Annotated in this window: 12 protein-coding genes and 1 tRNA gene; 4 read left to right on the forward strand and 9 right to left on the reverse strand. The window is 43.3% G+C overall.

The features are described 5' to 3' along the window. Nucleotides 1-194 precede the first annotated feature (194 nt). Nucleotides 195-518 (forward strand): thioredoxin, encoded by a 324-nt coding sequence (gene trxA, locus RMX89_RS07190; protein ID WP_094348071.1) that lies wholly within the window; start codon nucleotides 195-197, stop codon nucleotides 516-518. Between the two features lie 295 nt (nucleotides 519-813). Here trxA and RMX89_RS07195 read toward each other — a convergent pair whose 3' ends face one another. Continuing rightward, on the reverse strand, nucleotides 814-1,407 hold the full coding sequence (locus tag RMX89_RS07195) for a MarC family protein (RefSeq protein ID WP_322670252.1): 594 nt from the start codon (nucleotides 1,405-1,407) through the stop codon (nucleotides 814-816). Nucleotides 1,408-1,617: 210 nt separating this feature from the next. Here RMX89_RS07195 and RMX89_RS07200 point away from each other — a divergent pair, with 210 nt between their 5' ends. Beyond that, nucleotides 1,618-2,430 carry a carbon-nitrogen hydrolase family protein gene (locus RMX89_RS07200; RefSeq protein WP_322688425.1) on the forward strand — a complete coding sequence of 271 codons (813 nt, stop codon included), beginning with the start codon at nucleotides 1,618-1,620 and terminating at the stop codon, nucleotides 2,428-2,430. Between the two features lie 252 nt (nucleotides 2,431-2,682). Here the strand turns inward: RMX89_RS07200 and fba are convergent, their stop codons facing one another. From fba to pdhA, 4 genes are all read right to left on the reverse strand, one after another. Next, nucleotides 2,683-3,762, reverse strand: coding sequence for a class II fructose-bisphosphate aldolase (gene fba / locus RMX89_RS07205; RefSeq protein WP_229485451.1), 1,080 nt, complete (start codon nucleotides 3,760-3,762; stop codon nucleotides 2,683-2,685). Nucleotides 3,763-4,088: 326 nt separating this feature from the next. Further along, nucleotides 4,089-4,160 (reverse strand) — tRNA-Lys (locus RMX89_RS07210). A gap of 62 nt (nucleotides 4,161-4,222) precedes the next feature. Continuing rightward, nucleotides 4,223-5,092, reverse strand: a complete 870-nt coding sequence (locus RMX89_RS07215; protein WP_322688426.1) for an aldose epimerase — start codon at nucleotides 5,090-5,092, stop codon at nucleotides 4,223-4,225. A 102-nt stretch (nucleotides 5,093-5,194) separates the two neighbouring features. Beyond that, the gene (pdhA, locus tag RMX89_RS07220; RefSeq protein WP_322688427.1) at nucleotides 5,195-6,229 is read right to left on the reverse strand and encodes a pyruvate dehydrogenase (acetyl-transferring) E1 component subunit alpha; all 1,035 of its coding nucleotides are present in this window, start codon (nucleotides 6,227-6,229) and stop codon (nucleotides 5,195-5,197) included. Nucleotides 6,230-6,993: 764 nt separating this feature from the next. Between pdhA and RMX89_RS07225 the strand changes: the two genes are divergently transcribed. Then, complete coding sequence (locus RMX89_RS07225; protein ID WP_322688428.1) at nucleotides 6,994-9,285, forward strand: IMS domain-containing protein; 2,292 nt, start codon at nucleotides 6,994-6,996, stop codon at nucleotides 9,283-9,285. A 10-nt stretch (nucleotides 9,286-9,295) separates the two neighbouring features. Here RMX89_RS07225 and dhaL read toward each other — a convergent pair whose 3' ends face one another. The 3 genes from dhaL to RMX89_RS07240 form a co-directional block, all read right to left on the reverse strand. After that, nucleotides 9,296-9,925: a dihydroxyacetone kinase subunit DhaL gene (dhaL, locus tag RMX89_RS07230; RefSeq protein WP_322688429.1), complete on the reverse strand. Its 630-nt coding sequence runs from the start codon at nucleotides 9,923-9,925 to the stop codon at nucleotides 9,296-9,298. A gap of 13 nt (nucleotides 9,926-9,938) precedes the next feature. Beyond that, nucleotides 9,939-11,012: a dihydroxyacetone kinase subunit DhaK gene (dhaK, locus tag RMX89_RS07235; RefSeq protein ID WP_322688430.1), complete on the reverse strand. Its 1,074-nt coding sequence runs from the start codon at nucleotides 11,010-11,012 to the stop codon at nucleotides 9,939-9,941. A 211-nt stretch (nucleotides 11,013-11,223) separates the two neighbouring features. After that, complete coding sequence (locus tag RMX89_RS07240) at nucleotides 11,224-12,099, reverse strand: MBL fold metallo-hydrolase (RefSeq protein ID WP_322688431.1); 876 nt, start codon at nucleotides 12,097-12,099, stop codon at nucleotides 11,224-11,226. 436 nt (nucleotides 12,100-12,535) lie between these two features. On the opposite strand from RMX89_RS07240, the gene RMX89_RS07245 reads away from it, so the two are divergent. Beyond that, nucleotides 12,536-14,425 carry a glycoside hydrolase family 15 protein gene (locus tag RMX89_RS07245; RefSeq protein WP_322688432.1) on the forward strand — a complete coding sequence of 630 codons (1,890 nt, stop codon included), beginning with the start codon at nucleotides 12,536-12,538 and terminating at the stop codon, nucleotides 14,423-14,425. A 16-nt stretch (nucleotides 14,426-14,441) separates the two neighbouring features. Here the strand turns inward: RMX89_RS07245 and RMX89_RS07250 are convergent, their stop codons facing one another. Continuing rightward, nucleotides 14,442-14,639, reverse strand: coding sequence for a type II toxin-antitoxin system HicB family antitoxin (locus tag RMX89_RS07250; RefSeq protein ID WP_322688433.1), 198 nt, complete (start codon nucleotides 14,637-14,639; stop codon nucleotides 14,442-14,444). Between the last annotated feature and the right edge of the window lie 30 nt (nucleotides 14,640-14,669).

Here is a 14,669-nt window from a genome sequence, read left to right on the forward strand (position 1 = left end):
GATAGCGGAGACGCATGTTTCCGTTCACTCCTCACACCACACTCCGCCCGGACTACTGTTCGGGCGGTTCCTTATGTTTGTAAATAAAATAAGAGAGCTTCTTTGCAAATGTACATCCTTGCACTCCCAAGCTGAGGTTTTTGCTATGGTAGAATTTTCACCAAGTTCAGATATTATTGGCGAAGGTTTTAGGCATGTCAACAGCCGCACAAGTTACCGATTCTAGTTTCAAGCAAGAAGTACTCGACAGCGATGTACCAGTTTTAGTTGACTTTTGGGCACCCTGGTGCGGACCATGCCGTATGGTAGCTCCTGTTGTCGATGAAATCTCCGAACAGTACAAAGGTCAAATAAAGGTCGTAAAAGTCAACACAGATGAAAATCCTCAAGTTGCTAGTCAATACGGCATCCGCAGTATTCCCACATTAATGATTTTTAAGGGTGGGCAAAAAGTGGATATGGTGGTCGGCGCTGTGCCTAAAACTACATTAGCTTCCACTCTCGAAAAGCATCTTTGAAACTCAATCGGTAATAAAATCCTCTTGAGTTATCCATTTTGTTCTAACTTTAAGTTAATTTTCATAAACAAGTTTGAGAGCCGCGAATTTCTCGTTTCTCAAACTTGTTTACATTTGTATACAGTTTCAGAATATTTTAACGCAAGTTCGACAAGCCCTTTTTTGACCTCTCCCCCAACCCTCTTGGACACGGAGAGGGAAGTTAAAAACCTAATTTCTCGTTGCTCCTCCCTTTCTCCGTAGAGGGAGGTTGTCCGGGAGAGGTTCATCGAACTCACGTTATTTTAGGAGTTTTCTACCTCAAAAACAACTCCCTAATTCCCGTACTACCAATTTCCACCGCTAACGCCGCTAATAGAAAACCTAAAAGCTGAGTCACAATCACTCCACCTTCTGCACCAATCCACTGGTCAATCAGATTTGCTAAACGCAAAATCAACCAAGTGCTAAACATTGCCCCTAAGATACCCACCGCCACAGCAATATGCGGACTCTGTGATTTAGACATCAGCAACATCACCGTTGTTAAAGTCCCCGGCCCCGCTAACAGTGGTAAAGCTAGTGGAGTAATTGCGACATCGCGTCCTTCTTCAATAATTGGACTATCTAATTCTCCCCGCAGCATCTGCAAAGCAATTAACAGCAATAATATTCCTCCTGCTATTCGCAAAGAGCCGATGCTGATTTCCAAGTAATTTAAAATTATTTGCCCTGCAAAGGCAAATAGCAAAAGAACTGCGATCGCAATGATAATTGCTTTATCTATAACTTTGTTTCTTTGGTCTGGCATCATGCCTTTAGTCAAAACTAAAACAATCGGTATATTGCCCACAGCATCCGCCAAGACAAACACAGCGATAAATGTTTGAATGAGAATAGAAATATCCACAGTAGACAGTTTTTATCAAGGTTTGATCGCAATCTAATCTTTATCTTGCTCAGTTTGCTAGAACCCAGAGGAAGATTAAGATCGGTAATAAAACCAGTGTGTTAAAGAAAATCTTGGCTGACGCATTTCTAATTAAGTTCCACAAATCTTGAAGTAGCGATATATTTTGATAATCTCTTTTCCATAAATCAACTGTTCGTTGTTGAATCTATGAAGTCTTATTTAGCCGCCGCTATTCAATTGACCAGTGTGCCCGATTTACAGAAAAATTTGGCACAGGCAGAAGAATTAATAGAGCTTGCCGTGCGTCAAGGTGCTGAATTGGTGGGTTTGCCAGAAAACTTTTCCTATATGGGAGAAGAAAAAGATAAACTCGCACAAGGTGATGCGATCGCTCTTGAAAGTGAAAAATTTCTCAAAAAAATGGCTCAACGCTTTCAAATTACCATCTTGGGCGGCAGCTTTCCACTTCCTGTAGATAATACAGGCAAAGTTTATAACACTACTCTACTCATCGACCCTAACGGTCAAGAGCTTGCCCGCTACTACAAAGTCCACCTATTTGATGTTGATGTCCCTGACGGCAACACCTACCGCGAATCCAGCACGGTTGTGGCTGGTACGCAATTACCCCCCGTCCATTTCTCAGAAAAGCTCGGTAATTTAGGGCTTTCTATTTGTTATGATGTGCGATTTCCAGAACTGTATCGTCATCTGGCAGATAAGGGAGCCGATATTATCTTTATTCCCGCCGCTTTTACCGCCTTTACAGGTAAAGACCACTGGCAAGTACTACTACAAGCCAGAGCTATCGAAAATACCGCCTACGTCATTGCTCCGGCCCAAACGGGGAATAACTACGCCCGTCGTCTAACCCACGGTCACGCGGTCATTATCGACCCTTGGGGTGTAATTTTAGCCGATGCTGGAGAAAAACCGGGAATTGCGATCGCAGAAATCAAGCCCACTAGGCTAGAACAAGTCCGCCGTCAAATGCCTTCCTTACAACATCGGGTGTTCTAAGGATTGGGGAAGAGGCAGGGGAAGCAGGGGACAAGGGGACAAGGGGACAAAAGTTTAGAACTTACAACAAGTCTTTCCCCTTGTCCCCAATTCTCCTTGTCTCCAAGTCCTCTTTCCAATGCCCAATGCCCAATGCCCAATCCTTATGAATAAAACAAAAAACCGGGTAAACACCCGGTTTCTGACAACATTAAAATCCTCAGTTTTTTAGCAGCATAGAAAAACTATGCCCATATTTATTTGCTGTCAAAATTAAACTTTAGCAGCTGATTTGGTAACAACGTTAAGTTCACCTTTAGCATACTTAGCAGCAAAATCTTCCAAAGAAATTTGCTTAATTTTGCTTGCATTGCCAGCTGTGCCAAATTGCTGATAGCGTTCAGCACAAACCTTTTGCATGTATGTAATAGAAGGCTTAAGGAAGTGACGGGGGTCAAACTCCTCTGGTTTTTTAGCCAAAGCTTCACGTACAGCAGCAGTAATAGCCAAACGGTTGTCGGTGTCGATGTTTACTTTACGTACACCACTCTTAATACCTTTTTGGATTTCTTCTACAGGTACACCGTAGGTTTCAGGAATTGCACCACCATACTGGTTAATCAGTGCAAGCAAATCTTCAGGCACAGAAGAAGAACCGTGCATTACCAAGTGGGTGTTAGGCAGACGGCGGTGAATTTCTTCAATACGGCTGATAGCCAAAATTTCGCCAGTCGGCTTGCGGGTAAACTTGTAAGCACCGTGGCTTGTGCCAATGGCAACAGCCAAAGCATCTACTTGAGTTGCTTCTACGAAGTCAACAGCTTCATCGGGGTCAGTTAAAAGTTGAGAGTGGTCGAGTGTACCTTCAAATCCGTGACCATCTTCAGCTTCACCAGCACCAGTTTCTAGAGAACCCAAACAACCGAGTTCACCTTCAACACTGACACCCAAAGCATGAGCTACGTTTACAACTTCGCGGGTAACACTGACGTTGTACTCGAAGCTAGCGGGAGTTTTAGCATCAGCTTCTAAAGAACCATCCATCATCACGCTGGTGAAGTTGTTCTTAATTGCTGAGTAGCAGGTAGCAGGCGCATTACCATGATCTTGGTGCATGACAATGGGAATGTGAGGATAGGTTTCTACCGCTGCCAAAATCAGGTGGCGGAGAAAGTTTTCTCCTGCATAATTACGAGCGCCGCGAGAAGCTTGTAAAATTACGGGGCTATCTGTCTCGACAGCAGCTTTCAGGATCGCCTGAATCTGCTCCAAATTGTTAACGTTGAAAGCTGGGATGCCGTAACCGTTTTCAGCTGCGTGATCCAACAGCAGCCGCAGTGGTACAAGCGCCATAGATAGTCCTCCTAATGTGGTTGTCAGCTAGTCGGTCTGAGAGAAGCGCAATTATTACGCTAAATCTTAAGAGTTTTTTCAACTTACTTATAGGAAATTATAACTAGTGTGGTGTATCTATGTTGAAAAAGTTTACGCCATAGTTATTAGAAATATGTTCTATACTTGTTCTCTACTGCTGTACTATGCCCTATAGTTGCTCTGTACTGCTGTACATTTAGCTACCCTATAATTAGTAGCTATGGTAGCCCATTATCCCAAATGCTTGTTTGTGCAATTACAAAGAGGAGCGATCGCTTCTTTACATCATTTAATAAACTTCTATATGGGTCGCCCGGGATTCGAACCCGGAACTAATCGGTTAAAAGCCGAGTACTCTACCGTTGAGTTAGCGACCCTTTCGCTTGCATTTCGCAACTTTGCAATCATAGCATACACATCTATAGATTTGTAAAGGGGTTTAGAAAAAATTAGCCCTTAACCTTATAGATGCTGTATGGCTAGCTCCTGGTGCTAACACAGTCAGGTTATCGCCAGTATTGAGAGAGTTACGGGTGGCACTCCAAGGTTCTAAACAGTAGAATTCTTTGCCTTTGACTGTCCAAAATACTAGGTAGGTAGAGAAATTATCATAATCCAAAGTGAGTTTTAACTTCCGGCTGCGGTCTATTGCAGTGGCCGATTGACTTGTTAGCTGTCCAAAGGCAAAATCAATTTCATCACGGCTAAAGTCAAAATTGCCGTCAAAAGAGTGAATTTCTTTAGTTTGATTATCTTGATACTGCTTAGAAGGAATTTCCACCTCTAACTGAGTTTTATCACCACACAGAAAGTAGGGATGGAAACCAGCCGAAAAGGGCATTGGTCTAGATGACAAGTTTTTATATTGTTGGCGGACTTCAAGGGTATTACCTTGAAGTTCGTAGGTGAAAGCCATCTGAAAATCAAAAGGATACACAGCCTTGGTTTGCTCGTTGCTATCAAGAACGACAGTGAGACTAGCTTTATCTCCAGTTTCTTGTTCTGTTACTTTCCACGGCAATTCACGAGCGAAACCGTGTTGCTTGAGAGTATATTTTTGACCGTTGTAAATGTAAGTATTATCTGGTAAATTACCACAAATAGGAAACAAAATTGGATTCCCACCTCTGACACTCAACTCAGGATGAGTAAAGCGTTCAGTATCTAGGTAGAAAACTTCTTGCCCTTGAATGCGCCAACGGGTGATGATACCGCCGCGTTCTGGTACGACTTCCAACTGAGAACCAGCGCCTTCGTCAGAAAGAATATAAGTCTTGTACTGTTGCTGTTGAACTGCAATGCTAAACACAAATTTTATTCCTGGGTATATGGATAGTTAGAAGTTAGGAGTTGTGAGTTAGGAGTTAAAAATTCATAACTCCTAACTTTTAACTCCTAACTCCTAAATTTGTTATTCGTCTTCTGCAAACACGAAACGATATAACTCGCTGGGGTCTGGTTCGGGGCTGCTTTCGGCGAATTTAACGGCTTCGTCGATTACATCCTGAATTTTACGGTCAATGGCTTTAATTTCTCCCTCATCTGCGAGATTTTGCTCTACCAAATAAGCTGCCAACTTTTTAATTGGGTCTCGGGCGAACCAAAATTCTTTCTCCGCTTTGCTCCGCATTTCATCTGGGTCTGCCAAGGAGTGACCCCGGAAGCGGTAGGTAAGCGCCTCAATTAATGTTGGGCCTTCACCTGCACGGGCACGGGCTACAGCTTCTTGAGCCACGGCTCGAACTGCTAGTACATCCATGCCATCTACTTCCACGCCCACCATGTTAAACACGCTGGCTTTTTTATAAATCTCTGGCTGGGAAGTGGCTCGTTCGTGAGACATCCCAATGGCCCACTTATTATTTTCGACTACAAACAGAATTGGCAGTTTCCATAGGGCTGCCATATTTAGCGTCTCGAAAAACTGACCGTTATTAGCTGCACCGTCACCAAAAAAGCAAGCTGTCACTTGGTCAGCGTTTTTATCTCCCAGCACTTCGCGGCGATATTTGGTTTGAAAAGCCGCCCCAGCTGCTACAGGAATTCCCTCAGCCACAAAAGCATAGCCACCCAACAAGCGATGTTGAGCAGAAAACATGTGCATGGAACCACCGCGCCCTTTGCTGCAACCTGTGGCTTTACCAAATAATTCTGCCATCACCTCTTTTGCTGGTACACCGGCACTGAGAGCATGAACGTGGTCGCGGTAAGTACTACAAACGTAATCTTCACCCGGTCGCATTGACTGCACAACACCACTGCAAACGGCTTCTTGACCGTTGTACAAATGGACAAAACCAAACATTTTGCCTCTGTAGTACATTTCAGCGCACTTGTCTTCAAACAAGCGCCCTAACACCATATCCTCATACAACCGTAACCCTTCTTCTTTTGTAATTTGCGTAGTAGCAGGATTAAAAGTGGGTAAAGTACGCTCTTGAACCATTATTTTTGAGTATCCCTGTTGTACAACTTAAAGTTACAGTCTTAAATAAGTTGGTCTAATAACACCTCAGCTTTTAACAGGCTAGCGTTTGTAAGACTCAACAATCAAACTTTATTTATGCACCAAAAAAGGGTCTTAGGGAATAGCTGAATTTTTAATTTTTGATTTTTAACTTTTCAGCTCATGCCCCGTGAGGATTTGACTCTAAGGGCAATATCTGCCACTTTAGGTTGTCTCTCTCTATTCCCCTTCACAGACTAGCAATCAAGATAGACTGCTTTCTGCATATCCATTAACAATTTTAAAAAAAGCAGGCAAAAATCTATAATACCCAAATAGGTAATTGTAATGAAGGGTAAATTATGATATGATTTTTGTCTCCTGTTATCAGGGTAAAACCCTCAATAGTGGTATTTTTGTTACTGCCTAGTAGGAAAGTACCAAAAAAATCAATCATCAATAGATTCTTCCAGCCACAACAATTATGCCGTGATTAAAAGCGGTAGTTGTGGTTTGTGGTATCGAAGGCTGATAATAGTTGTGTTAAACAAAAATACTAAGAATTAAAACAAACAATTGAGGCTTTCTAGGCGAAAGCAAAAAATTAGTACTAAAATGTGACTCAAAATTTCGGGAAGGTACAAAACAAGTTGTTGCAATATACACTTGTAGAGTAAATTCTATACGGCATTTTTATGGCACGGTTTTACGGCCTGGAACGCTCTAGGTAAATTATGTTGATCGCGGTGCAGGGGAAGTAGGCTGTGCGAATTCCGCTAGATTACTACCGAATTTTAGGACTACCGTTAGCGGCAAGTGATGAACAATTGCGACAGGCATACAGCGATCGCATTGTACAATTGCCGCGACGTGAGTATTCTCAGGCAGCAATTTCTTCTCGTAAACAACTCATAGAAGAAGCTTACGTGGTTTTATCAGATCCAAAACAACGCAGTACCTACGATCATCTGTATCTTGCCCACGCCTACGATCCTGATAACCTTGCTGCTGCCGCAGTAGCACTGGAAAATTCTCCAGAAAGCACCAAAAGGGGTAGCAATACCCAGAGTCTGGGTATCGAAATTACTCAAGACGAATTAGTGGGCGCTTTATTAATTTTGCAAGAGTTAGGGGAATACGAACTTGTACTAAAACTAGGTCGTCCGTACCTGGTAAATAAAAATGGTGCTACAAGTCCAAGAAAGGGTAATAATTTAGCAGAGGAAGAAATACACGAAAGTGCTGAACACCCAGATGTTGTTCTGACTGTTGCCCTTGCTTGTCTAGAATTAGGTCGCGAACAGTGGCAACAAGGTCACTATGAAAATGCCGCTATATCCCTAGAAACTGGTCAAGAACTGTTAGTACGCGAAGGGTTGTTCGCCAGCGTCCAGGCGGAAATTCAGGCGGATCTTTATAAATTGCGACCATATCGAATTTTGGAGTTGTTGGCACTACCTCAAGAAAAGACTGCCGAACGAAGCCAAGGTTTGGAATTATTACAAAATCTTTTAGAAGATCGTGGCGGAATTGATGGCACGAATAATGATGATTCTGGTTTAAACATAGATGACTTTCTGCGGTTTATTCAGCAGTTACGCAACCACTTAACAGTCGCCGAACAGCACAAGTTATTTGAAGCCCAAAGCAAACGTCCTTCTGCTGTTGCCACTTACTTAGCTGTTTATGCCTTAATAGCGCGGGGATTTGCTCAACGGCAACCTGCTTTAATTCGTCAAGCAAGGCAAATGCTCATGCGTCTGGGCAAACGCCAAGATGTACATTTAGAACAGTCGTTATGTGCTTTACTTTTGGGACAAACTGAAGAAGCAACTCGGGTTTTAGAACTTAGTCAGGAGTACGAAGCTTTAGCTTTTATTAGAGAAAAATCTCAAGACTCTCCCGATTTGTTACCAGGGCTGTGTCTATATGCAGAACAATGGTTACAACACGAAGTATTTCCTCATTTTCGAGATTTAGCAAACCAGCAAGCGTTTCTAAAAGATTACTTTGCTAACCAACAGGTACAAGCTTATTTAGAAGCACTGCCAACTGATGCAGAAACAACTAATGAGTGGGCTGTAATTAACCCCCAAAATTTTCCCCAGCCACAGACAAATAATTTGCCTTTCCCTAAAAATTTAACTAGGACTCCAAAGCAATTTAACCACAACAGAACACCTGACCTAGATTTGCCAGACACACCAGAATATTCAAACTTCTCACCACCGATGTGGAATTCATCTGGAAACGTAAAATCAGAGGTTCCTGCTGCTGAACGAACGAGCAGAGGCACAAAGGAGCATTTGAACGGTTCAGTTAAAAGTGCTACACCTGCTCATAACCAAAAGCGTCGGCGGAGAAAACCTGCTCCATCTCCTATCCGAGAGCGTTTACCGGACAATCGCCCCCATTCTCGTCGTCCTCGGCGGCGGCGAACTTTTGCTAATACCATTGAAGGGAAAACACGGCTGGTATGGAGAGTGTTTATTTCTTTGGTGAGTATTTTAGTTTTTTGGGTGTTAGCCACAACAACTTTTGGATGGTTAAAAAATCTGTTTTTTCCCACACGACCTGCACCTGTTTCACAGTTGTTTGTACAAATAAATCAACCACCAATATCTATTCCCGATCCAAATAGTCCACCACAAGGACTAGATGGCTCTTTAACAGATGCAGCAGCAGAGGAAATTATTCGCACTTGGCTATCTACTAAAGCCGAAGCTTTAGGGCCGAATCATGAGATTGATAACTTAGAGCAGATTTTAACTGGTTCAGCTTTGTCTCAATGGCGGGCGATCGCTCAACAGGCTAGGTCAGACAACCGCTACCGCAAGTACGAACATAGCGTAAAGGTGGAATCTGTAGAGAAAATTGATTTATTCGCAGATCGTGCCGCAGTGGTAGCTACGGTGAAGGAAGCGACGCAGTTATATGAAAATGGTCAGTTTAAAAACTCTTCTAACGAGAATTTGCGGGTTCGGTATGATTTGATTCGACAACGAGGTAAATGGCGTATTCAGAGTGCATCTGTTGTGAATCAGATAATTAGATAAGTTGTAATGTTTAGGTTTCCAATACCCCTAACAAAGTTTTCAACATCAAATAAGCAGAAGTCCCTCCCGGATCTGGATGTCCGATACTCCGTTCCCCCAGGTAGCTAGCCCGTCCCTTTTTCGCCTGCATTGGTATAGTTTCCTGTAACCCTTTGTGGGCTGCTACTACAGCCTGTTGCATAGCTTCCAGCGTTCCCTTACTTTCTTTTACAGCTTGCCCAAAAGTGGCTACAGCCGGAGACAGCACATCCACCATTGTTTTGTCTCCTAGTTGCGCTTTACCACGTTGCAGCACCCCATCTAAGCCTGCTTGCAGTATTCCTAAAACATCTTGTTCTGTTAATTCTTGCTTACCAACTACTGCTGTACTGGCTCTTAAAAACCAAGTGCCATAAAGAGGGCCACTAGCACCGCCAATAGAAGAAATTAAGGTCATACTCACGGCTTTGAGAATGCTGCTGATATCCTTGTCTGTAAAAGTTGGTAACTGAGCGCTTACTTTTTTGAAGCCGCGATCCATATTGATCCCGTGGTCAGCATCTCCGATCGCAGCATCTAATTCTGTCAAATAGGCTTTATTCTGCTCTATCTCCGTTGCATAAGCCTGCAACCATTGCAATATCTGCGCTTGAGTCAACATAATTCGTAATTAGTTAAATTCCCCAACGCCAACTTGGCGTTTTTACTGGTGCATCCCATAGCCCGATCATTTCATCATCTAATTTCAGCAGGGTAATGGAGCAACCTTGCATTTCTAGAGATGTAATGTAAGGGCCTATCAAGTTTCGCACAATTTGCAATCCTTGCAGTTCGCAGATTTGGGCGAGTTTGCGGTAAACAATATACAGTTCGGAAATTGGGGTTCCACCCATACTATTGACGAAAGCTAATAAGCGATCGCCTTTGGCAAATGGTAGACTTGTTAGCTCTACATCTACCCATTCTTCTTTATCTTCGTCCCATTCGCGGAGCGTGCGGGTGTATGCTGCATCCTCAATGAGCGATCGCGTTAAAATTTCGGTAATCTCATCTACTGATTTTATGCTTGTGCGTTCTGTTCCTGGTTCACCGTGAATACCGATACCTAATTCAATTTCGCGATCGCTCAATTCAAATGTTGGCGTTCCATTCGCGGGCACTGTACAAGATGTTAGAGCAATTCCCATACTCCGCCCATTCAAATTTACTCGGCGACACAAATTTGCTATTTGTGCTAAATCATACCCTGCCTCAGCCGCCGCACCACAAATTTTCTCCGCCAGGATTGTTGTTCCTACACCCCGGCGTCCTTGGGTATAGAGACTGTCTTTCACTGCTACATCGTCATCAATCAAAATATTTAGCGATCGAATGCCTTCACTACGAGCTAACTCTGTTGCCATTTCAAAGTTCATCACATCGCCACTGTAATTTTTGACGATATAAAGGATACCAGAGCCTCCATCTACAAGCTTTGCTGCTTCTAGCATTTGGTCGGGAGTTGGTGAAGTGAAAACCTGACCGGGACAAGCTGCATCCAGCATTCCTTTGCCCACGAAGCCAGCGTGCATTGGTTCATGTCCACTGCCACCACCTGAAATAATTGCTACTTTACCCGGAATAGGTGCATTGGCTCGATAGACAAAGACAGGATCGTAGTTCAGTTTAATTAAATCGGAATGAGCCGCCGCCATACCTTCTAGACTTTCTTGCACAAAGTCTTCTGGCTTGTTGATCAGCTTTTTCATAATCCGTGTTTGGTTAAAAGGTTGCTAAAACCCAGGTTATAGCGCTTATGGTTTGTATGCAATAGAGGCTGACCTCTCTCTAAATCTCTCTCCTAAAAGGAGAGAGACTTTGAAATTTCCCCCTTCCCGCGACGTGTTGGGGGTTAGGGGGTTAGGGGGTTAGGTTTTTCGTGGGTTTTGCCATATAACCGAATAATTATAAATTATTTGGTCAATTCACAGATTCCATCCACTCAATACACTTGTGCATCTGCTGGCGTATGGTTTCCTTATCAGCATGAAACCTTCGTCCATGACCTGGTAGCACCCACTCAAAAGAATAATTAGCCAAGTTACGCATTGATTTAATCTGTTCTGACCAAGAATACCAGCAGAAATCGCGGAATGCAGCCAGTTGGTGCAAGCTTTCTGACCAAGCGAGATGGTCGCCAGTGAACAGAAACTTATTTTTGTAGAGTAGTACGGTTTGTCCTTTGGTGTGACCGGGAACCGGGATAATTAATAAATCTGGTGTCAAAGTAAATGCTTCAGAACCAGTTAGCTGTATTTCTACATTGCGAGTACCCGCAGTAATATCATCAACGTGGAGGATGCGATCGCACTGAAAATGCTCGGCAAACTTTTGATGATCTGCCACATCATCTTTGTGAGTTAAGTACATATAACGAATTGGCCCCAGTTCTTCTAAACGCTTAATTAAAGGCGGCGTAAACCGGGGAGAATCCACCAAAATGTTACCTTCTGGAAGTTGAATTAAATAGCTAGCAGCACCATAAGATTTTTCCGAATGATAGCCGCAGTGGTAAACATTTTCCGCTACTAATATAGGAAACTTTTCTTGAGCAACTTTGATATCTTTTGGTTTCTCAACAGTACCAATAGAACTAGTAGGACAAGCTAAAAGTGCTTCCAGCGCGGCTAATCTTTCCGCTTCATTGGTTGGTTGATGATAAACAGCCGATTGGTCATCAACATCATAAAATACTTCAGGAGCCATCCAACGACAGGTATCACAATCAATACAGGTAGTATCTACATAAAAATCGCCGTTGACATTTTGAGAGCGACGCTGATTTAAATGAGCCATATTAATCCTTTTGCTTCCAGGTGCTTCCTGGAGAGCGATAAATCCTATATCACTACGCTAGCAAAAGTGGCTTGAGATTGTAGACACCCTAGAAATAAATCTAGTTAAAAATAGAGAGTGGTGAAACTGCAACACCCCAAATTCCCCGCTTGATTGCTTAGGTAATAAAAACCCTTACATACCTATATCAATACTATGAAGGCTAGCTTAAATACAATAAATTTAGAAATTTTAAAGTGTTTGCCGTCCTAATTAGATAATCCCAAGATATATGTTTTTCTACTCCTCTAGATAGATTCGCTGGAAAAATTTACTTCTGCCAAATAACTTTCAAGATTGTAATTTAACGATTAACATTTAAAAGAATAAAGTTTGTCAAAAATTTGTAACTCGAAATAATATTTTTGTAAAAGGTTATCAGCAACTAAAGACGGTAATGAGTATTACATCCGATCCCAATAGCAACTCAACAGTTCCTACTCGATCTTTTCTCCCCATAGAAGATTATGGGGTGATTGGCAATTGCCATACCGCAGCTCTTGTCAGTAGTTGTGGTTCGATTGACTGGCTTTGCCTACCTCGCTTCGATTCTCCATCTTTGTTTGCTCAGATTTTGGATCTCGAACGTGGTGGGAGCTGGAGTATTCAGCCAGCCACTGCTTGGGAAAGCGATCATCAGTACTTGAACGAAACTAATGTACTAGAAACTATTTTTACGTGTGAGTCAGGACGAATTTCGCTGCTAGATTTTATGGATATCACTAATAATGAGCAGCAGCAACGCCTTCCTGCGCCTGGTAGACTGATCCGAATTGTCGAGGTTAGCGAAGGAACAGTTGAAATTATTAGCACTTGCTCTCCTCGCCCTGATTATGGGTGTACAATTCCCGATTTACTCAAATTTGGTAACGAAGTCAGGTTTGGTTCATTCACAGTTACTGGCCCCGTTGAATGGCATCTAGACACAACAAGCAATACATTTATGTGCCAGATTATCCTCCACGCCGGAGAGCAAGCCGTATTCACGCTTTTGACTGAGGAGGATGCACAACTGCCAAACCTAGCCCCTACCGATGCCCTGGCATCAACGATCGCCTTCTGGCGGCGTTGGGCGAATAAGTGTACTTATCAAGGAGCGTACCGAGATGCAGTTGTCCGCAGTGCGCTCACTTTACAGTTGATGACTTACGCTCCTTCAGGAGCAATTGTGGCTGCACCTACAACCTCGTTACCTGAAGAAATTGGTGGAGAGCGGAACTGGGATTATCGCTTCACCTGGATTCGCGACTCATCATTTACTCTTTATGCATTGCTATTAGCAGGTTACATTGATGATGAGTATCAATACTTTAATTGGCTGGCGCAGACTCTGAAGATAGAAGGAACTGGAATCAAAATCCTTTACCCGATCGCATCAAGTGGACAGGTGGTTGAGCAAACCTTAGATCGCTTTCGGGGATACCGGGAATCGCAGCCAGTTCGGATTGGCAATGGTGCATCTGAGCAAGTTCAGCTTGATGTCTATGGTGAGGTGCTTAGTGCCTTACATTTCGCTTGGAAGATTGGAAAGTACGATCCAACTGCAATTTGGGAACACATTTGCCCACTAGTAGATTGGGCTGCTGAACACTGGCGCGAACCGGATAGCGGCATCTGGGAAGTGCGCGGGGGGTTGCGGCATTTTGTTTACGGTAAAGTTATGCTGTGGGTGGCGTTAGACTGTGGCATCGAAATGGCTGAAGCGCTTGAGCTAGCTGGTGATACTACCCGTTGGCGACAGGAACGCGAACTAATCCGCAATGAGGTGTTTGAAAAAGGATGGAGCGAAAAACTTGGTGCGTTCAAGCAATCCTACGAGGACGAAACTCTTGATGCCTCGAATTTGCTCATGTCTAGTGTCGGCTTCATTGATGGAACTGACCCGCGTATGGTTTCAACTATTGATGCTACTATTAAGCATTTAGTTGACAATGGACTGTGTTATCGTTACCGAGATGCACCAGAAGGAGTGAGCGGTAAAGAGGCATCCTTTGTTCTTTGTACCTTCTGGCTGATCGACGCACTGATCTTGGCTCAAAGGACAACAGAGGCTCGTGTTTGGTTTGAGCAAATGTTGGCACGAAGCAGTTCGCTGGGACTGTTTGCAGAAGAAATCGACTTGGAGACAGGGGCGCATCTTGGTAACTTTCCCCAAGCCTTTTCGCACATTGGCGTCATTAACGTTGCCGTTTCCTTAGCACACGCATGTAATACCGGAACAGTTGAGCCTCAGCATATTGATGCAGCAAATGCTGCCAGAAGAGGTGGCGGTGGTATTCAAACCTGAGTTTGATGTAAGAAGCCTATAGAGTATGACCCAAACGCAATCCTAGTACAATCCATCCTTCAAGAGTATCTTGCAAATCCTCCCGGCAAGCTTCTAGTGTTGTTGCGTTTGCCCACACACCTTGACATTCTAGAATTTCGCCGTAGAAAGTTCCATCCTCAAGCAACTCATAAGTTGCTTTATGCATTGCTGTACGAATGTAATTTGTCAACATTCAGCTTTTTAATCAATTTGGTTACAACTG

Origin of the sequence: Nostoc sp. DedSLP04 (assembly GCF_034530775.1) — a bacterium.
Lineage (GTDB): Bacteria > Cyanobacteriota > Cyanobacteriia > Cyanobacteriales > Nostocaceae > Nostoc.